The 20,673-nt window shown below is 43.2% G+C and carries 19 protein-coding genes and 1 pseudogene; 16 read left to right on the top strand and 4 right to left on the bottom strand.

Annotation, left to right across the window (positions count from 1 at the left end):
• Positions 1–240: pseudogene (locus tag ACTNB3_RS04580) on the bottom strand (transposase); the annotation flags it as partial.
• Between the two features lie 257 nt (positions 241–497).
• On the opposite strand from ACTNB3_RS04580, the gene ACTNB3_RS04575 reads away from it, so the two are divergent.
• Entirely contained in the window at positions 498–1,883 is a 1,386-nt protein-coding gene (locus ACTNB3_RS04575; RefSeq protein ID WP_427805420.1) for an aminopeptidase, read from the top strand.
• 127 nt (positions 1,884–2,010) lie between these two features.
• Positions 2,011–2,148, top strand: coding sequence for a hypothetical protein (locus ACTNB3_RS04570; RefSeq protein WP_427819099.1), 138 nt, complete (start codon positions 2,011–2,013; stop codon positions 2,146–2,148).
• Positions 2,149–2,189: 41 nt separating this feature from the next.
• Here the strand turns inward: ACTNB3_RS04570 and ACTNB3_RS04565 are convergent, their stop codons facing one another.
• A complete protein-coding gene (locus ACTNB3_RS04565) occupies positions 2,190–3,161 on the bottom strand; it encodes an AraC family transcriptional regulator (RefSeq protein ID WP_427805423.1) in 972 nt (323 codons plus the stop codon).
• 172 nt (positions 3,162–3,333) lie between these two features.
• Between ACTNB3_RS04565 and ACTNB3_RS04560 the strand changes: the two genes are divergently transcribed.
• From ACTNB3_RS04560 to ACTNB3_RS04535, 6 genes are all read left to right on the top strand, one after another.
• The gene (locus ACTNB3_RS04560; protein ID WP_427819098.1) at positions 3,334–5,217 is read left to right on the top strand and encodes a DUF5696 domain-containing protein; all 1,884 of its coding nucleotides are present in this window, start codon (positions 3,334–3,336) and stop codon (positions 5,215–5,217) included.
• Positions 5,218–5,254: 37 nt separating this feature from the next.
• On the top strand, positions 5,255–6,562 hold the full coding sequence (locus tag ACTNB3_RS04555) for a Gfo/Idh/MocA family protein (RefSeq protein WP_427819097.1): 1,308 nt from the start codon (positions 5,255–5,257) through the stop codon (positions 6,560–6,562).
• A gap of 112 nt (positions 6,563–6,674) precedes the next feature.
• Positions 6,675–7,964 carry an ABC transporter substrate-binding protein gene (locus ACTNB3_RS04550; RefSeq protein WP_427805427.1) on the top strand — a complete coding sequence of 430 codons (1,290 nt, stop codon included), beginning with the start codon at positions 6,675–6,677 and terminating at the stop codon, positions 7,962–7,964.
• Positions 7,965–7,984: 20 nt separating this feature from the next.
• Positions 7,985–8,911: a carbohydrate ABC transporter permease gene (locus ACTNB3_RS04545; RefSeq protein WP_427805429.1), complete on the top strand. Its 927-nt coding sequence runs from the start codon at positions 7,985–7,987 to the stop codon at positions 8,909–8,911.
• Positions 8,912–8,925: 14 nt separating this feature from the next.
• On the top strand, positions 8,926–9,753 hold the full coding sequence (locus tag ACTNB3_RS04540; protein ID WP_427805431.1) for a carbohydrate ABC transporter permease: 828 nt from the start codon (positions 8,926–8,928) through the stop codon (positions 9,751–9,753).
• Positions 9,754–10,005: 252 nt separating this feature from the next.
• The gene (locus tag ACTNB3_RS04535) at positions 10,006–10,578 is read left to right on the top strand and encodes a sugar O-acetyltransferase (protein ID WP_427819096.1); all 573 of its coding nucleotides are present in this window, start codon (positions 10,006–10,008) and stop codon (positions 10,576–10,578) included.
• A 117-nt stretch (positions 10,579–10,695) separates the two neighbouring features.
• On the opposite strand, the gene ACTNB3_RS04530 is transcribed toward ACTNB3_RS04535, so the two are convergent.
• On the bottom strand, positions 10,696–11,364 hold the full coding sequence (locus ACTNB3_RS04530) for a YesL family protein (RefSeq protein ID WP_441024621.1): 669 nt from the start codon (positions 11,362–11,364) through the stop codon (positions 10,696–10,698).
• 216 nt (positions 11,365–11,580) lie between these two features.
• Here ACTNB3_RS04530 and ACTNB3_RS04525 point away from each other — a divergent pair, with 216 nt between their 5' ends.
• From ACTNB3_RS04525 to ACTNB3_RS04490, 8 genes are all read left to right on the top strand, one after another.
• A complete protein-coding gene (locus ACTNB3_RS04525; RefSeq protein ID WP_441024620.1) occupies positions 11,581–12,204 on the top strand; it encodes a hypothetical protein in 624 nt (207 codons plus the stop codon).
• A gap of 220 nt (positions 12,205–12,424) precedes the next feature.
• Positions 12,425–15,052 (top strand): pyruvate, phosphate dikinase, encoded by a 2,628-nt coding sequence (ppdK, locus tag ACTNB3_RS04520; RefSeq protein WP_441024619.1) that lies wholly within the window; start codon positions 12,425–12,427, stop codon positions 15,050–15,052.
• Positions 15,053–15,557: 505 nt separating this feature from the next.
• Positions 15,558–15,680 carry a DUF6440 family protein gene (locus ACTNB3_RS04515; RefSeq protein WP_427805437.1) on the top strand — a complete coding sequence of 41 codons (123 nt, stop codon included), beginning with the start codon at positions 15,558–15,560 and terminating at the stop codon, positions 15,678–15,680.
• 24 nt (positions 15,681–15,704) lie between these two features.
• A complete protein-coding gene (locus ACTNB3_RS04510; RefSeq protein ID WP_427805438.1) occupies positions 15,705–16,424 on the top strand; it encodes a hypothetical protein in 720 nt (239 codons plus the stop codon).
• A 278-nt stretch (positions 16,425–16,702) separates the two neighbouring features.
• Positions 16,703–16,945: an AbrB/MazE/SpoVT family DNA-binding domain-containing protein gene (locus ACTNB3_RS04505; RefSeq protein ID WP_427819092.1), complete on the top strand. Its 243-nt coding sequence runs from the start codon at positions 16,703–16,705 to the stop codon at positions 16,943–16,945.
• The gene (locus tag ACTNB3_RS04500; RefSeq protein WP_441024618.1) at positions 16,939–17,247 is read left to right on the top strand and encodes a type II toxin-antitoxin system PemK/MazF family toxin; all 309 of its coding nucleotides are present in this window, start codon (positions 16,939–16,941) and stop codon (positions 17,245–17,247) included. Before ACTNB3_RS04505 ends, ACTNB3_RS04500 begins: the two co-directional genes overlap by 7 nt.
• Before the next feature lie 282 nt (positions 17,248–17,529).
• Positions 17,530–17,955: an NUDIX hydrolase gene (locus tag ACTNB3_RS04495; RefSeq protein ID WP_441024616.1), complete on the top strand. Its 426-nt coding sequence runs from the start codon at positions 17,530–17,532 to the stop codon at positions 17,953–17,955.
• A gap of 385 nt (positions 17,956–18,340) precedes the next feature.
• On the top strand, positions 18,341–19,735 hold the full coding sequence (locus ACTNB3_RS04490) for a uracil-xanthine permease family protein (protein ID WP_441024615.1): 1,395 nt from the start codon (positions 18,341–18,343) through the stop codon (positions 19,733–19,735).
• Between the two features lie 53 nt (positions 19,736–19,788).
• Here ACTNB3_RS04490 and ACTNB3_RS04485 read toward each other — a convergent pair whose 3' ends face one another.
• The gene (locus ACTNB3_RS04485) at positions 19,789–20,631 is read right to left on the bottom strand and encodes a YitT family protein (protein ID WP_427805448.1); all 843 of its coding nucleotides are present in this window, start codon (positions 20,629–20,631) and stop codon (positions 19,789–19,791) included.
• Positions 20,632–20,673 lie beyond the last annotated feature (42 nt).

Here is a 20,673-nt window from a genome sequence, read left to right as displayed (position 1 = left end):
AGAGTAATCAAACAATTCTTTGATGATGCATGCTCCGATGATTACGTTAACAGGAGTGTTTGGCCGTGAAGCTTTATCACTATATAAAACAGCAAAAGGTTTTTCATCAATTTTAGGGAACACTTCTTCTGCGAAAACCTTTGCCCAGGAATTTTCTAACGCTTTTTGCTCACGTGCAGTGAGGTTTAAAAAACTATCGAACAGAGATAACTGTTCTACATCATTTGTTTTAAAAGACATATGCAAACCACCTTTATTTGATAAGATGATTATACCATATGTTTTTCATCAATAGTAGTTATTTAATTAGTTGGAAATACCTTTTGACCCCAGCATCGTGGCAGAAGAAACGTCCCCACGGATTTTTGGACAAAATGTGTGGATAATTATGCAAGCGTAGCTAATGTATAAGGTCTATAATGAGTATGCCTACTGAAATCGGTGGGAATTTATGATGATAGGAAGATGGGGGTCTTCCTGGAGCAGGAGGTATGGAAATGGTAAGAGAGAACTTATGGAAGATTTATGATGAGAAGCATCTGGAGGAGCTGGAGAGGGTGAATAAGCAGTACCGGGAATGTCTGGATGCGGGAAAGACGGAGAGAGAATGTGTCAGAGAGACAATTCGTCTTGCAAAGGAAGCCGGATACCGGGACATGAAGGAACTCCGGAAAAATAAAGAATCGGTAAAAGCCGGTGATAAAGTTTATATGGATTATATGGGACGGGCAATCATCCTCTTCCAGGCAGGAACGCAGCCGATTGAGAATGGTATGAATATTCTGGGGGCTCATATTGATTCGCCGAGAATTGATATCAAGCAGAATCCGCTTTATGAGGAGCAGGAGGTTGCTTACCTGGATACCCATTATTATGGCGGTGTGAAGAAGTATCAGTGGGTTGCGATGCCGCTTGCAATCCATGGAGTTGTGATCCGCAAGGACGGAACGAAGACGGATATTGTGATTGGCGAAAAGGATGACGAACCGGGATTTATAATTACAGATCTTCTGCCACATCTCGGGCGCAAGCAGATGGAGCAGAATGCAGATAAATTTATTGACGGTGAAAAAATGGATCTGGTCATCGGAAACCGCCCGTTAAAAGGTGAAGAGAAGGATGCGGTAAAAGCAGAAATGCTCCGGCTTTTCCATGATTATTATGGAATCGAAGAGGAAGATTTTCTGTCGGCTGAGCTGGAAATCGTTCCGGCTGGGAAAGCGAAAGAGTGCGGACTGGATCGCAGCATGATCATGGCCTATGGACAGGACGACCGCGTGTGTGCATTTACATCCTTGATGGCAATGCTCGCAGAGAAAGAAGTTGAAAGAACTTCCTGCTGCATTCTGATCGATAAGGAGGAAATCGGAAGCGTCGGCGCAAGCGGGGCGACTTCCAGATTCTTTGAAAATACAGTCGCCGAACTGATTGCACTGATGGGAGAATACAATGAATTGACGTTGAGACGTGCACTTGCCAACTCGAAGATGCTTTCTTCTGATGTAAGTGCTGCTTACGATCCGATGTTTGAAGAAGCTTACGAGAAGAAGAATTGTGCTTATTTCGCACACGGGCCGGTATTCAACAAATACACAGGAAGCGGCGGAAAGAGCGGATCGAATGATTCAAATCCGGAATATATCGCACAGCTTCGAAGAGTCATGGAGGAAAATAACGTCAATTTCCAGACCTCTGAGATGGGAAGAGTTGATGTCGGTGGAGGCGGAACGATTGCGTATCTGATGGCGGTCTATGGAATGGAAGTGATTGACAGTGGTGTTGCTGTTATGTGTATGCATGCACCGTGGGAGCTGACCAGCAAGGCAGACATTTATGAAGCTGTGAGATGCTATGAGGCATTTTTAAAGGCGGACTTTAAATAGAATAATGAACTGCATTCCAAGCCGAAGGAAAATTTAATAAGGCTTTACACTGTTTCAAAAAATCCCTATAATATAGATATAGCAATAGCGGATAGAACTGAAGTGGGATCAGACAGCACGGGGAGCGATGTCGCAGATTAAGGAGAAGAAGTATCCGGAGACAGTTCAGAATTATACAGGTGATATTCTGCTTGTGGGAATCAATTATAATACAAAAGACAAGAAGCATGAATGCGTGATCGAGAGAGATCAGATCATCGGATGAAACATAAGAGCCCGGAGGGAGTAATCCTTCCGGGCTCGATTTTATTCTTCCGATTTCCGCAGTGCCTCTGTAATCCCTTTCACAGAATTAGAATACTGCAGTGGTGACATTCCGGTTTCTTTCTTGAACTGTTTGGAAAAATACGGCAGAGAACTGTAGGAAAGATAATAGGCAATCTCGGTCAGGTTCATATTGCCGTCGCGGATAATGTCTTTTGCACGGTCGATTTTCATCTTATTAAAATGTTCGATCACACCACATCCCAGCTTTTCGTGGAACAACGCCTGAAGGGCGGAGCGGCTGACGGAGAAGGAACTGCATATCTGGGGAACGGACAGGGACTCGCATATATGGAATTCCAGATATTGTATGACATGCTGAAACAGGATATTCTTACTGGAATCCTTTTCGTCGGAATTTTCGAGGCTTTCTGCGGCAACCGTATCCAGCTGGAAATGCTTTGTAGGTCTCAACCGTTCTGACGATGCTCCCAGAGCGTGTATACTTTGATGGTTTCGGTGAACAGTGATCAAAAAGAGCTCCAGATAAAGCAGAATCAGCTGCTGCGAAGCAAAAGGGGTTTTCTCGCGCAAAAGAACCTGTTCGACTGAAGGAATGTGAATCGGTGTGGAAAATGTGTCTTTGGCTTCCGTGATGATCTGTGAGATCAGATAACGTTCACTTTTATCCAGTGTACAGCTCATATTTTCAAAATATTTCATGCCTTCTGAATGGCTGGTAAAGGAAATGGCCACCAGATTCGGCGCATTTTTCCCTATGGATTTGATCGCGTGAAATTCATTCGGCTTGTGGAAAATCACATCTCCTGTATTCAGTGTCAGCCATCGGTCATCGGAGCGCACCGATACCGTCCCCTTATCTACATATAAAAACTCCCAAAAGTCATGTGCCTCTCCGCGAAATACGAAATCTTTCATATATTCAAAATAATGAAGCGTGATGATAGAATCAATGACGATTTCACGGTGCAGATTTGTCTTGATATAAGTCATTTTTACCATCTCCTGAGCTTTAAAATCCATTTCTTTGGTCAATATTATACCAGATTAAGGACAATAAGACAATAAGGATAGACAATCACGTAAGCAGAGTTGTGCAAAATAAATTATAATAAATTCATAGAAATGATGAATATAGGCATAATTGCCAAAGGAAAGGAACAATATGACAAGCGTAAATGTAAACAATCTGGAGATTCAAGTGAATGAGAGCGGACATGTCACATTTACCAGAGATGGTGTGACATGGAAATTCAGAGAAGGTTTTCAGCCCAGACTGGAATGCGAAGAGGGAATTCTGAATTTTGAAGACGCGCTTTCAATCAGCCGCGATGTCATTACATCCGGAGTTGGGGAAGGAATCCGGAGCCATTATGAGGGATTTAAAGTTGGGAATCAGACTGTGCCTTATTCCTTCGATACGATTGTATGGGTTGAAGCGGCAAGCAGTGATGTGTTCTTCGAATGGGTTCCGCTTAACGAGGAAGGACTTACGGTTCGGAAGATCTATTGGCCTGGTGAGATGGAGTTTGATGAAAAGAACGAGAAGTGGTATACGCTTCTGAATCATCAGCAGGGGCTCCTGATACCGAATACCTGGGAGACTGAGATGGCTCCTATCCCATTTGACGGATTTTTCGGGACAGCGGGCGGATATATGCCATGGTACGGGCAGGTCAAAGACCGCGCAGGATATATTGCGATTTGTGTAACACCGTGGAATGCAGGATATTATGCGGAACATCCGACAGGTGGACCGTATACACATGTGGGTACATGGCATGAGCCGAGTCTCGGGAAAATGGAGTATCGCCGAATCATGAGATACAGCTTCCTGAATGACTGTGACTACAACGATCTCTGCAAGGTGTACAGAACCTATGTGAAAGAACAGGGACGGCTTAAGACGCTGGCTGAAAAGGCGGCAAAGAATCCGTCGGTAGATGATTTGATTGGATGTGCATTTGTACATAAAGGAATCAAGACGGCTGTCCAGGAAAATTCCGATTTCTTCGATCCGGCAGATCCGGAGAAGAATAATCGTGTTGTCACGTTCGCGGAGCGTGAGAAGGAGATGCGCGAGCTTCATGAGCTGGGTGTGGAGAAGCTTTACCTGCATCTTGACGGATGGGCTCAGCCGGGGTATGATAATCAGCATCCGGATTACACGCCGGCATGCGCGGAAGCAGGTGGCTGGGAAGGAATGAAATCCCTAGCCGACACAATGCAGGAACTGGGATACATGTTTGGGATTCATGACCAGTACAGGGATTATTATCTGACCGCACCGAGCTATGACGAGCATTATGCGTGCGTGCTTGCAGACGGCACGGTACCGGGACATAAGAGATGGGCGGGCGGACCGCAGACATTTCTTTGCGGAACACAGGCACCTTACTATGTGAAACGGAATTTCAGCAGCCTGGAAGAGCATGACATTCATCTGGACTGTGCATATCTGGATGTATTTACCTGTAATGAAGGGGATGAATGTGCAAACCCATATCACAGAATGACACGGAAAGACTGCTATGATTACAGAAACCGATGCTTTGAATACCTGCTCTCCAAGAACATTCTTCCGAGTTCGGAAGAGGTGAGCGACTGGAGTGTACCGAGCCTGGTGTTCTGCCATTACGCACCGTATGATTTCATGATGCGTGCTCCGGGGACACCGAAGGAAGGGATTCCGGTTCCGCTATATAATCTGGTCTATCATGACTGTGTGATTGAACCGTGGATGATGGACAGAGTAAGTGAAAAGGAAGATTATATGCTGTATGCGCTTCTCAACGGCGGGGCGCCGTATCTGATCCGTGAAGGAGCATATCCGAATACAGACGGTTCTTTTGAGTCGGATGTGAAAGGAACGATTGAAGAAGATATTAGAAGATGTAAAGTAGTAAGTGATCTGCACGAGAAAGTGGCCAAGTGTGAAATGGTTCGTCATGAACTGGTAAACGGGGATGCTAATGTTCAGAAAACCACATTTGCCGATGGCACAACAGTCACGGTTGACTTTGAAAAACAGACTTATGAGATTGCATAGTAGAAATATGTAATTACACATAAAGGAGAGAATGATAATGGGAAGATGTATCACGGTTGCGATTGCGGGACTTGGCAGCAGGGGAAGAGATACATATGCCAAAGCTGCAAAGATTTTCCCGGAAAAGATGAAAATAGTCGCAATTGCCGATGTGGATCCGGAAAAGGTCAGACTTACAGCCGAAGAGTATGACATACCGGAGGAAAAATGTTTTTCCAGCGCAGAGGAAATGCTGAAACAAGAGAAACTTGCGGATGTTATGTTTATTGCAACGCAGGACAGACAGCATGTAGGACATGCAATACCGGCCCTCAGAAAAGGATACCATTTACTTCTTGAGAAGCCGATTTCGCCGGAGCTTGATGAGTGCAGAGAACTGGTGAGAGTAGCACGGGAATGTGACCGGAAAGTTGTGGTGTGCCATGTACTTCGTTACACACCGATCTACAGAAAAGTAAAGGAACTTCTGGATGCCGGAAAAATCGGGGCTGTGGTATCCATTATGGCTGTAGAAAATGTAGGATGGTACCACATGGCACACAGCTTTGTGAGAGGAAACTGGTCAAATTCCAATGAAACGAGTCCGATGATCCTGCAAAAGTGTTGCCACGATATGGATTTATATCTGTGGTTGGCAGGAAAGAAATGTGATTCGTTGAGTTCGTTCGGAAGCACCTATCTTTTCAAAAAGGAAAAGGCACCGGAAGGTTGTGCGATGCGGTGTATGGACGGATGCAAAGCGAAAGAAACATGTCCGTTCGATGCAGAGGCGATCTATCTGGATAATAAGGCCGCCGGATATCGCAAGGGAAACAGAAACTGGCCGCTAGATGTGCTGGTCCCGGATGGAGTGACAGAAGAGAAGCTGTACGATGCAATCCGGGAAGGACGTTACGGCAGATGTGTATATCATTGTGACAACGATGTAGTTGACCATCAGGTCGTGAACCTGAACATGACAGACGGAACGACGATGAGCTTTACGATGTGCGGCTTTACAGCAGAAATTGCCAGATACGCCAAATTCATGGGCACCGAAGGTGAGATGATCGTGAATATGGCAGGAAAAATAGAAGATAATGAAATTGTAATCCGCAGATTTAACGCAGATGTCACAGAAGAAAGAATTGATGTGGCAAGTCTTTCGGATGATTTCTCAGGACATGGCGGCGGAGATGTGAAGATGATCGAAGAATTCCTGGATGTACTTAGCGGAGAAAAGGAAGAAAGCCCGTATGTGACATCTCTGGAACAGTCGATGGAAAGTCATTATTGTGCGCTTGCAGCGGAAGAATCACGGTTGCATGGCGGAAGAGTGGTGGAACTGGATACGTTCCGTAATTAAGATATGCGGCTTCTCGGGGGAATGAGAAGCATCATATAAATCACTGTCTTCTGAACGGCCAGGTTCAGTAAGATAAAATCCAATAACCTAGAAGAAAAGGAGTGTGTAAATTATGAAAAAGAATTTCAAAAAACTGGCAGCAGCAGGACTGGTAGCAGTTATGAGCGTATCTCTTTTAGCAGGATGCGGCGGCAGCAAAGAAGAAGGCGGATCAGCAAGCTCCGGCGGAAAGACAGAATTGACATTCGGTATCTGGGACGAGAATCAGAGACCGGCTATGGAAGCTATGGTAGAAGCTTATGAGAAAGAACATGAAGATGTAACGATCGAGATCCAGCTTACACCATACAAAGGTGGAGAATACTGGACAAAACTGGAAGCAGCCGCAACCGGCGGAAAAGCTCCGGATGTATTCTGGCTCAACGTACTGCATCTTGACTCTTATGTAGAAGGCGGAATCCTTGCAGATCTGACAGATGCAGTTGCAGCTTCTGATATCAACGACAGCTTCCCAGAAGCTCTGGTAAATAACTACGTTCGTGATGGTGTAAACTACGCAGTACCGAAAGATTTCGATACCAATGCTTTATGGTATAACAAAGAAATCTTTGACAAAGCAAATGTGGAATATCCGACAGACGATATGACTTATGAAGATCTGCTTGCTAAGGCAGAAGAATTACAGGCAGCAGGACTGGATGACGGTGTATATCCATTCGCATGCCCAGTTGACTTCCAGACATGGTACTATCAGACCGTATACGCTAACGGCGGATACATTTTAAATGAAGACAAGACAGAAACAGGATACACAGATCCGAAGACAATGGAAGGTATCCAGTGCTGGATCGACTTCATCGACAAAGGACTTTCTCCGAGTGCAGCATCTCTTGCAGAAACTTCTGCTGATGCAATGTTCGAAGGAAATCAGCTTGCTATGAACTTTGCAGGTTCTTACATGGTTCCGGAATATGCAAGCAACGATGCAATCGCTGACAAGATCGACTGTGTAGAAATCCCGACCTTCAACGGTGTAGAAGACAACTGTATCAACGGTCTTGGATATGCAGTATATGAAGGCAGCAAGAATAAAGATGCAGCTATCGAATTCGCAATCTGGCTTGGAAGCTCTGAAGCTCAGAAGATCCAGGGCGAGACAGGTGTAGTTATTTCTGCAAGATCTGATGCTCAGGAATACTTTGCAAAAGCGAATGAAGCTTACAACCTTGCAGCATATACCAATCATTCAGAAGAAGCTTATCCGCTTCCGGTTTGCTCTGTAGCAGCAGAACTTTATGATATGGAAGCAAACTACCTGAAACAGGCTTACAGCGGAGAACTTACTCTGGCAGATGCTTGTGCCCAGCTTAAGGAAGAAGCAGACGCTCTCCTTGCAAAATAGTAGATGAAGTAGGTGAGAATATGACTGGTGGTAAAGTGAAAACGACCGTGCCGAAGAAAAAAGCAACGAGCCGCCAGAAAAAAGACTGGTTTGCGGCCTATGTATTTATTGCGCCGGTTACCATTGGACTTCTGGTGTTCTATATCTGGCCCTTTATTCAGAACGTGTGGTTCAGTTTTAATGATGTAAATAAATTTAATGTATCAACATTTGTCGGACTTCAGAATTATATTGAGATGTTCCAGGATAAAGAGGTGTGGAGAACCTTCGGTAATACGCTGAAATATGTAATCATCACTGTACCGGTTGGATTATTCCTGTCAATCTGCATTGCAGCACTTATGAATTCCAAAATTAAAGGAACGTCCATTTACAGAACATTGTATTTCCTTCCATCCGTAACAATGGCAGCGGCAGTTTCCATGGTATGGAAATGGATCTACAATGAAAAAATGGGTATTCTTAACAGCGCGATTCGTGCCCTTGGAGGAGAAGGGCACGGATGGCTGACAGACCCGAAGACAGCACTATATTGCATCATGATAGTTGGTCTGTGGATGACTGTCGGATATAATATGATTATTCTTCTGGCAGGTATGCAGGGAATTTCAAAATCTTATTATGAAGCGGCGGCAATTGACGGAGCTGGTCCTTTCGCTCAGTTCTTCAAGATTACGATTCCGATGCTGTCACCAACGATTTTCTTCGTTATGATTACTTCTATCATCAGTGGATTCCAGGTATTCGATGTAATCTACATGATGGTAGGAAAGACAAATCCGGCGTACGAATCTACCCAGACAGTAGTAATGCTGTTCTATCGGAAGGCATTCGACTACGGATATAAAGGATATGCAGCAGCTATTTCAATCTTTATCTTCGCGATCATCATGCTGATTACAGTATTCCAGCTGATTGGTCAGAAGAAATGGGTTAATTACGACTAGGAAGGAGAAAAAAGATGAAAAACAAAGCAAATGTAAGACATTTTTTCGTGCATCTGATTCTTCTTGCCGGAGTTGGAATTATGGTGTTCCCGTTCATCTGGATGGTGCTTACATCATTTAAGAGCGTTGGCGAAGCAATGCAGATTCCGCCGACGATCTTCCCGAAGCAGTTTTTGACTGATGCATATGCGCAGATCGTTTCGGCACTCCCGTTTGCAAGGGTGTACCTGAACACAATCATTTCAACGGTAGTCACAACTGTGGTACAGGTATCCTTCTGTTCCATGGCGGCATATGGATTTGCCAGAATCGACTTCCCGTTCAAAAACATTATTTTTGTCATTATTTTATCAGTACTTATGGTTCCGGGACAGATTTTCCTGATTCCTCAGTATCTGATCATCCAGAAGATGGGTCTTCTGGACACGATTCCGGCTCTGTTCATTCCGAACCTTTTCAGTGCGTTCGGTACATTCCTCCTGAGACAGTTCTTCATGTCTCTGCCGAAGGAACTGGAAGAGGCAGCGCTGCTTGACGGATGCAACCGTTTCCAGATTTTTGGAAAGATCATGCTTCCGCTCATAAAACCGGGTATTGTATCACTGGTAATCTTTACAGCGAAGTTTGCATGGAATGACTTTATGTGGCCGTTGATCGTAAATACATCACCGAAGATGATGACACTTGGTCCTGCCCTTTCTACATTGCAGGGACAGTACACAACCAAGTATCCGATGCAGATGGCCGGAGCAGTTATGGCGGTTATCCCGATCATCGTACTGTTCTTCATTTTCCAGAAGCAGTTCATCGAAGGTGTTGCGCAGTCCGGAATTAAAGGTTAAATAAAACAGTTCCAAAATAGAGGCGGTTTCCTTCAGGGGAAATCGCCTTTTTATCTTGAAAGAAGATATGACTCCCACCTCTATAGGTGGTGAGTTGCGACAAATATGTCTTGGTGGGAGTCCAATCTCCTTCCAAGATAAAGCCTCCGGCGGATTGCAGAGGTGCGCAGATGTATTGTGTCATGCAAAGCATGACGCGCACCTCGCAGCAAGTACGCCGAGGCGTACTTGAAAACAGGAGGAAAAACACAGATGGGAGAATTGGAGAATAATAAAAAAGTGGCGGAGATTCCCGAAGACGGAGAATTATACAACAGCACCGATCCAGCTCTGTACGAAAAACAATGGAAAATGAATGACCTGATGTATGAGTTCAATCATACCAGGCCTTCTGACCGCAAAAGATTAAAAGAAATACTAAAAGAGCTTTTGGGCTCTATCGGAGAAGATTGCGTAATCGAGCCGCCTCTGCGTGTAAACTGGGGCTGCAATTGTTATCTGGGGAGAAATGTTTATGCTAATTTTAACCTGACCATTGTAGATGACGCGGATGTGATCATTGGAGATGATGTGATGATCGGACCGAATGTCACCATCGCTACGGCGGAACATCCGCTTGACGCCGATCTTCGCCGACAGGGTATGCAGTATAACAGAGCAGTCCGCATTGGAAATGGAGTCTGGCTTGGCGCCGGTGTGATCGTATTGCCGGGAGTAACGATCGGAGACAATACAACCATTGGTGCAGGAAGTGTTGTGACGAAAGATATTCCGGCAAATGCTGTGGCATACGGGGTACCCTGCAGGGTACAGAAAATGCTGTAGGCCAGGTTGGAAAAGCGCGGTAATTTAATAATGAAAAGGAAAAGTCCATGCTGCGTTTTGCGCGACAAGGACTTTTTTATGGCTATGATCATGAATGCGTTCGATTCTATTATTCCATTATTCCATCATCAATCCATCCGGATTCTCGGGAGCGGGAGGAGTCTCCGGCTCATATTTTCTGAAGATCCGGTCGAAAATAATGCAGGCTGTAAAAGCAATCACGGAAAATCCGCAGACTCCGCTGAGTACGATCACAAGGGCAAATGTATTTGCGGAATACAGGCAGAGAAACAATACAATCCCGTGAAGCAGGAAAAGCAGAATGCTGTATGGAAGATGGCCGACCGTCATCAGTACGGCATTTTTGACTGCCTGTTTTGTCGTACATACAAAATGCGAGATGATCGGGAATACATAAATAAATATGCAGGCAAGAATCCCGCATACGATCCAGAGAGCAACGCGGACGATCGCAAAAAACACAGTATCCTGAGAATTAATAATGTAGAAATCCATTCCGAGGATCACAACAGCCGCAAGAAAGAGCAGCCACACAATCGTACTCTGTTTGAAATTCTGTCGGAATGCTTTCCAGTAGTTCTGCCATATATAAGGATCTTCTCCGCGGAGCATCTTCAGGCACACGTAGTAGAGGGCGCTGATCGAAGCACCGATTGTGATGACGGGAATGCAGCTCAAAATGAAAATGAGATTCAGCACGACCAAATCGAACATTTTTGACAGAAACTGCATCACCGGATTGTCGATGTTAAATAATCTGTTCATTGGGAATACCTCTTTTCTTACGTAAAATATCCTAAATACAGTATACTGAAAAGGCAGGGGAAAAGCAATGAAAAGCAGGAACATCAAATATGAAAAGTCTATGAAATAAACAAGAATGAGATGCATTTCATAGGAAATATGTTATACTTTCAAAAAGGGGATTACACGTTCCTTCGAAGGCATAGAAAGACGAAAAAAGAAACAGGAGAAATACCAATGGAGCATAAGTATGAATCGGATCTGACGAAAAAAGAGAAACGACAGATGGAAATTGAGAAGCTGAAATCCATGAACTTTCCGGAAAAACTGGATTACATATGGACATATTACAAATTATGGTTTGCCGTTGCACTTGGGGTTGTCGCCCTCATTTATCTGGGATTTACGATGTATCAGGGAATGCAGAGAAATGAGCTTGTAAGTGTGGCGATACTTGGTGCCAATATGGATGCGGATCAGATCGAAACGCTCCGTGATGATGTGAAAGACTGGATGGGGGCTGAGGGAAAAAACGATGTTGTTACGATCAATGCGAACCTCAGTGCGGACAACGAAGAGTCGAATTCGAAAATCGCGCTTACGACACTCATTGGAGCACAGTCGGTCGATGTGCTGATCTGTACGCAGGAAATCTATGAGGATTATGCAGAACAGGATGGATTTATATCCGGCAGTCTGATTTTTGCAAATACCGGATTTATAAAAGAAACGTTTGGTCTGAATTATGACGAGGTATATGTGGCCATCCTAGTAAATGCACCGCACAGCGACGGAGCAGAGAGGTTTGTGGAATATCTCACCGAAAATGCGGATCAGGAACCGACAGAAACAGAAAACTGAGTAAAAAGTAGAGAATTATAAAGTAATGGAGAGAAATATTCCAACATCAGGAAAAACGCTTGACGAATTTTACCAAAACCTTTACAATATTAGTGCGGAAAACCGCATGATTGGGGTTATAAGATAAGGGGAGCGACGGCTTTATTCAGTTTGTAAAGTCGTGCTTTTCATGTTTTATATACATCTATTTTTTCAATCAAATACGAGGAGGAAAAGTAAAATGGCAACAAAATGGGTTTACATGTTTACAGAAGGTAACGCTACCATGAGAAACCTGCTTGGTGGAAAAGGTGCCAACCTTGCTGAAATGACCGCTTTAGGACTTCCGGTACCTCAGGGCTTCACAATCACAACAGAAGCTTGTACACAGTACTATGAAGACGGAAGACAGATCAATGATGAAATCATGGCACAGATCATGGAAGCTATCACAAAGATGGAAGAAGTCACAGGAAAGAAATTCGGTGACAAAGAGAATCCTCTTCTTGTTTCAGTTCGTTCTGGTGCAAGAGCATCTATGCCAGGTATGATGGATACAATCCTGAACCTTGGTCTGAACGAAGAAGTTGTCGCTGTACTTGCTGAAAAGTCCGGCAATGCTCGTTGGGCTTGGGACTGCTACAGAAGATTTATCCAGATGTATTCAGATGTAGTTATGGAAGTAGGTAAGAAATACTTCGAAGAACTGATCGACAAGATGAAAGCTGAAAGAGGCGTTAAACAGGACGTTGAACTTACAGCAGACGATCTGAAAGAACTTGCTAATCAGTTCAAAGCTGAATATAAAGAAAAAATCGGTGCTGATTTCCCGTCTGATCCGAAGGAACAGTTAATGGGAGCAATCAAAGCCGTATTCCGTTCTTGGGACAACCCGAGAGCTAACGTATATCGTCGTGATAACGATATCCCGTATTCATGGGGAACTGCTGTTAACGTACAGATGATGGCATTCGGTAACATGGGTGATGACTGTGGTACAGGTGTTGCATTTACACGTGACCCGGCTACAGGAAATAACGGACTGTTCGGAGAATTCCTTACAAATGCTCAGGGTGAAGACGTTGTTGCCGGTGTTCGTACACCAATGCACATTTCTGAAATGGAAGAGAAATTCCCGGAAGCATTCAAACAGTTCAAAGAAGTATGCAAGACGCTGGAAACACACTACAGAGATATGCAGGATATGGAGTTTACTGTTGAACATGGTAAACTGTACATGCTTCAGACACGTAACGGTAAGAGAACCGCTCAGGCTGCTCTGAAGATCGCATGTGATCTTGTTGATGAAGGAATGAGAACAGAAGAAGAGGCAGTTGCAATGATCGATCCTCGTAACCTGGATACACTGCTTCATCCGCAGTTTGATGCTGCAGCACTTAAGGCTGCTACACCAATGGCAAAAGCACTTGGAGCTTCTCCTGGAGCTGCCTGCGGTAAGATCGTATTTACAGCTGATGACGCTGTTGAATGGGCTGCAAGAGGAGAAAAAGTTGTTCTTGTACGTCTTGAAACTTCACCGGAAGATATTACAGGTATGAAATCTGCTCAGGGTATCCTGACAGTTCGTGGTGGTATGACATCTCACGCTGCCGTAGTAGCTCGTGGTATGGGAACCTGCTGTGTATCCGGATGCGGCGATATCACAATGGATGAAGAAAACAAGAAATTCACATTAGGCGGAAAAGAATTCCATGAAGGAGATCCGATCTCTCTTGATGGATCTACAGGTAACATCTATGATGGAATCATCCCGACTGTTGATGCTACGATTGCAGGCGAATTCGGAAGAATCATGGGATGGGCTGACAAATACAGAACAATGAAAGTTCGTACAAATGCTGATACACCGGCAGATGCTAAGAAAGCTCGTGAACTTGGAGCAGAAGGTATCGGACTTTGCCGTACAGAGCATATGTTCTTCGAAGGAAACAGAATTGATGCATTCCGTGAAATGATCTGTGCTGAGACTGTAGAAGAAAGAGAAGTTGCACTTGAGAAAATCCTTCCGGAACAGCAGGGAGACTTCGAAGCACTTTACGAAGCACTGGAAGGAAATCCGGTTACTATCCGTTTCCTTGATCCGCCGCTTCATGAATTCGTTCCGACAGAAGAAGAAGATATCAAGAAACTTGCTGATGCTCAGGGTAAGACTGTAGAGCAGATCAAAGCTATTATCGATTCTCTGCATGAATTCAACCCAATGATGGGACATCGTGGATGCCGTCTTGCTGTAACTTATCCGGAAATCGCTAAGATGCAGACAAAGGCTGTTATCCGTGCAGCTATCAATGTTAAAAAAGCTCATCCGGATTGGGCAGTTAAACCGGAAATCATGATTCCGCTGGTTGGCGAGATCAAAGAGTTAAAATACGTTAAGAAATTCGTTGTTGAGACTGCAGACGCAGAAATCGCTGCTGCAGGCATCGACCTTGAATACGAAGTAGGTACTATGATCGAGATCCCAAGAGCTGCTCTTACAGCTGATGAGATCGCTAAAGAAGCTGACTTCTTCTGCTTCGGTACAAACGACTTGACACAGATGACATTCGGCTTCTCACGTGATGACGCTGGTAAGTTCCTGAACGCATACTATGATGCTAAGATCTTCGAGAATGATCCGTTTGCTAAACTTGATCAGAATGGCGTTGGTAAGTTAATGGAAATGGCTATTAACTTAGGAAAACCGGTTAATCCGAAGCTTCACATCGGTATCTGTGGAGAGCACGGTGGAGATCCGTCTTCTGTAGAATTCTGCAACAAGATCGGTCTTGACTATGTATCTTGCTCACCATTCCGTGTACCGATCGCACGTCTGGCTGCAGCACAGGCTGCTATCGCTCAGAAGTAATGCACCGCTGGTGACAGGTATAAAGAAATTAATTAGTTAATAAAAAAACTCCCATTTCACTTATCGTGTGATGGGAGTTTTTTTGTCATGCATACGTCAAAAAAGTCCAGGGGATCTTTTTAAGTGGTGCGCCGGGCGAGGAGTGGATTTATTATTAGAATAGATTTATTAGTATGGGATGGATTTTACAGCGCGGAACGGCTATAATATGAAAGAATAGGTATGTAACTGTAGAAATAAAGGAACAAAACGGCTCGAGATACAGAAATCTTGATTGTAGCCGTGGAATATAGGCAAATCAAACGGCTCAGAATACAAAAATTTGATTACAGCCGTAAATTTAAATGAATCAAACGGTTACAAATAACAAAAGGTGTATTGCAGCCGTAATTGATAATTAAAATTCACGGTTATATTCTGGAAAAGTTATTTTTCAGCCGTAATGGTGGAGAGGGTAAAATTACACTATATCACATTCAAGAATTTGATAAAGAGAGGAAGGTTTATGAATAAGGAAAAAGTCTGTGGTGTAAACTATGTCTTTCACGCAAGTGGAAATGCTGGTGGGATGACACCACTATTGGATAGAGAAGAGAAACCGGTTATTTCTTCGATAATCAATAGATAAATATAAGTCGGGAGGGTTCCTCGTATGAAGAAAAAGAAGATAGTTATTGTTACAATAATAGTCATAGGTGTACTGGTTTTATCCTTTTTTATTGGAGCGGGATTTAGAAGGAGAACAGATGTGGTATTAACTGAATATTCCGTATCAGAAGATGGAAAAAAGTTGAATTTCAATGTCGGGGTTATGTCGTCTATGGGATATATAAGAGGTTTTAAGGATGGTGGTGGTGGGGTAAAACCACATTACCTTACTTTTTTTTCAACTTTTGGAGGACTTAATAGTTCATTTGGTGCAAAAAGCGAATTTGAATTAGACTTGGATGAAAATGATGCAGAAATCTATTTTTGTCGTGCAGATGGTGGATATGAACTTGTGTTACAAAAGAATGTTGATACAGGTGAATGGACGAAACCTGCTTCCGCTCAAACAGAACCATCTGTAATCAAGACTTATGAGGTGACGAACTCAGAATTCGTTGAAGAATATTTTGAAAATGATAAGCTGGTTACTATGGTCAGGTATTATGAAATGAGTGACGAGACTTGGAAAACAGACGATTATACATACCAATATAGATTGGAAATTACAGGTAGAATGAATAATTCAACTAAAGACAGCACATTTGTCTTCTTGAGTAATATAAAAGATATTACATTTGAACAAGCTTGGAAGGCAAGCGGATTTAGCAGTAATATGGATGACTATTTCGATGAAGAAGATGCAAAATTTGTGGCTATGAAATAGATCTATCAGATGAGGGATGACTCCCGCCTATGTAGGCGAAAATGTGAAAGTGTTGCTCCTTGTAAATGATGAACGATATCAATGGAGAACCATCCCGCGTATACAGAAAACGTTTTTAAGTGCATTTCCTTCACCTACAAAGAAGCATATTAGAATGAAATCAGCATTTCGTTACAAACATATTTATCTGCACATTTATTGCTATCAAGAGAATTTAATTGATATTTTCTGTCATTTAGTATATACTATGTATATACTAAGCATAAGGAGGTATCTATATGCAAGCACAGGTAAAAGAATGGGGAAATAGTCAAGGAATTAGATTGCCAAAAGAAGTGTTGAGAAGTGCAGGAGTCACATTGAATGAGTTTTTGGATGTCACGGTATCAAATGGTGTAATCACTTTGGTGAAACCATTTCGTCATAAAACTTTGGAAGAGAGAGCCGCTGAGTTTGATGGAAAGCTAATGCTTGATGGCGAATATGATTGGGGTGAACCTGCCGGAAGAGAGGTATGGTAATGGAATTTTTACATCAAGGAGATATTCTCAAGATTGAAAAAATAAAACATCCCGTATTGGTGGTTAGTAAGGGTTTTTTTAATACTAGTGGTGAAATAATTGGATGTCCAATTATTAAAAATTCTACTCCGGGTCCTCTTCATATATGGATGGATACAGAAGAAAATGAAGGCTATATACAATGTGAAAAACTTGCGTTGTTAGATATGTCGCTTCGTGGTTACAAGAAAGTAGATAGATTGCCAATTTCAGAAATGATTAACGTATCTGATGCTATTCAGGGAATTTTTGAATACATTTGATGATGAGAAATCTAGTATGAGAAAGATTTGAATTGACCAGGGGATTGTGATAGGTGGTAGGTGCAGAGCAAATAAGATAAAATATCACGGAGGTACTTATGGCGGAAACAAAAAGCAGGCGTAGATGATACGGTCTGCAAATTGATTAAAGAGTGCTATCAGTTTGAGCAACCGAAAAAGGTCAACCTTGTCAAAAGTGAGGAGATTACAACTATAAGAGAAATAATAAGCAGAATTGATGGAGAAGGTATTCTGGTTTTATGTGAAAGATAAAGGAGAAAAATGCTAGTTAAGTTTTATGATAAGATTGATGATGATTTGTTGAAATTTGCTGTTATAATTTCCAAATCAAATAGTAAATGGGTGTTTTGTAAACATAGAGATAGAGATACTTATGAAGTACCAGGTGGTCATAGAGAAGCTGGAGAGTTAATTGAAGATACAGCCAGGAGAGAGCTGAAAGAAGAAACTGGGGCACTTGAGTTTTCAATAACCCCCATTTGCGTATATTCTGTTACAGGGAAAAATAGAGTAAATGATACAGGCGAAGAAACATATGGAATGCTGTATTTTGCAGATATAACAGAGTTTGAAGAAGAATTGCACAGTGAAATGGAAAAGGTGGTCTTGCTGGATGAATTACCAGATGAATGGACTTATCCGTTGATTCAGCCGTTACTGATTGCGGAGTATGAGAGAAGAAAGTAAATTCGAATTTATTTGGTTTTGCCGGATAGAGGTGACTTTTTATGAATTGATCGGAGATTTTCTTCTTCAGATGAAGCAGAAATAGGTGGTTGAAAGGAATTTGTTTTAAGTGTCCTTCTATCCACCTTAAACCCAACAGGCGGCTATCGCTCAGAAGTTGTACACTGTTGGTGATAGGAATAAGAAATTAAATAGTTAAAAAAGGAACTTCCATTGCACTTATTTTGCGTGGGAGTTTTTGACATACATATGGAGTTTGGCATATGCGCTTTTCCGATTGTATGAAATAATCGAAAAATATTTATTTGACTCAGTTCTTGCGTATTTGACAATGATATACTATTATAGAAAAGTAATATATTTACATAAGTAAGGAGAGAGTAAAGTGAATAACGTAGAAAACAAAGGAGCGGAGTATGATTTTTATGGGAAACTTCCTCTTAAAAAAGCAATTCCGTTGGGTCTTCAACATGTTTTGGCAATGTTTGTAGGTAACCTTACGCCGCTGCTTATTATTACGGGAGCATGTGGGCTGGTAGGTGCTGAATTTGCGGATCTTCAGGTAGAACTGCTGCAGAATGCAATGATCGTGGCTGGTATTGTCACGCTGGTTCAGCTTTATGCAATCGGACCAATCGGAGGGAAGGTGCCGATCATCATGGGTACCAGTTCCGGATTCATAGGAGTATTTAATAGTGTGGTAGGTGTCATGGGAGGCGGTGTAGCTACGTATGGTGCCATCATGGGAGCCTCTGTTCTGGGCGGTTTGTTTGAAAGTGTGCTTGGATTTTTGATCAAACCTTTGAGAAAATTCTTCCCGGCAGTCGTGACCGGAACGGTAGTACTTTCCATCGGATTGTCATTGATCGGAGTGGGTGTCAATTCATTTGGAGGAGGAAATAATGCGAACGACTTTGGTTCTGTAGAGAATCTGCTTCTGGGATTCCTTGTGCTGGTGGTGATTATTATCCTTAAACATGGAACGACCGGAATGACCAGCGCGTCCTCCATTTTAATTGGAATTATCGTAGGTTACATAGCAGCGGCCATCATGGGAGCTGTACTTCCGCACACCGCTGTCAATGCTGAGGGTGTGGAGTATACGAAGGCATGGGTGTTGAATTGGGATAAAGTAGCGCAGGCAGAATGGATCGCACTGCCGTCTTTGCTCCCGGTAAAGTTGAGATTTGATCTTCGTGCGATTATTCCTGTCCTGATCATGTTCGTTGTGACGGCCGTGGAGACGGTCGGCGATATTTCCGGTGTTATGGAAGGCGGAATGGGAAGAGAGGCGACAGACAGTGAGCTTTCCGGAGGTGTGGTATGTGACGGAGTCGGCTCCAGTTTCGCAGCGCTTTTTGGAGTGCTTCCGAATACTTCTTTCAGCCAGAATGTCGGTCTGGTAACGATGACGAAGATCGTAAACCGCGGTGCTCTTGCAATCGGTGCGTTATTTTTGATTCTTTGCGGACTGTTCCCGAAACTGGCAGCGCTGATCTCCATTATGCCGCAGAGTGTCCTGGGAGGTGCAGCTGTTATGATGTTCTCATCCATTGTCATTAGTGGTATTCAGCTTATAACAAAAGAGACGTTGACGATGCGGAATATTACTATCGTATCGGTTGCATTGGGATTGGGATATGGAATTGGTGTGAACAGCGGCATTTTATCGCAGCTGCCGCAGGCACTTCAGCTTGTGTTCGGCGGATCCGGAATTGTACCGGCTGCGATTATTGCGATTGTTTTGAATATTGCACTTCCAAAAGAAAAGGAAGTATAAAACAGAAGATGTGGCCTTTGGTAAAAGGACGTGAATACAGCATCCGCAGGTGCCTACCTCCGGATGCTGTATCCGCGTCCGCCCACATAATTTACCCCATTAATCACCGTAAAAGCATAGGGGTCTACCGTATAAATCATTTTCTTAACAGAACTGACTTTATTATAAGGCAGAATAGTCAGTATGACTTTTGCTTTCTCTTTTTGATATCCGCTTTCAGCATTTAATAATGTAACTCCGGTATCAAATGTCTTCAGCAGATGTTCACGGATCGTCTCGCGTTCTTTTGAGAAAATCAACAGCTGTACTTTGGATTCACCCTGTGTGATGATTTTGTTTACCATGATGCTGCTGCACAGAATGACGACAATTCCGTAAACCGTTGAAAGAAGCGGTTTGGATACGGATTGATACAAAATGATCACGAAATCACAGACGTACATGACTGAAGATACCGGAATCTGGAATTTTTTGTTGAGGACGACTCCTAAAATATCAAAACCGCCGCTGGAACCATTTGCACGGAGAATCAGACCGGAGCCGATACCTAAGAGACAGCCTGCGAGCAGACTGCTCAGGAAAGGGTCGGCGGACAGCGCGTCGAATATTGTGATTCTGCCGAATAGTTCAAGAAGAGTCGGGAACAGAAAGGTCATGATCAGAGTCTTGAAAATGAACTCTTTTCCGGCAAAGATCCATCCCAGTGCAAAAAGAATCAGGTTGATGGCGAGTACGATCCAGGATAAAGGCAGGTTCATAAAACCAGACAGTATGACGGAAAGACCGGTCACACCGCCTGCCACAAAGCCCTGTGGAAGGACGAAAAGGCCAAATGCGGCAGCGGTCAGGGTCCCGCCGAAAATGATCATAATATAAGAAATAAATTTATTTTTCATATTTTTTACCTCCGGGCACTATTATAAAAGTAATGTGTCCGG

Source organism: Bariatricus sp. HCP28S3_D3, assembly GCF_052065755.1.
Classification (GTDB): Bacteria; Bacillota; Clostridia; order Lachnospirales; family Lachnospiraceae; genus Allocoprococcus.
Note: the sequence above shows the minus strand (reverse complement) of the source record. Positions and strands in the feature narration are given on the sequence as shown.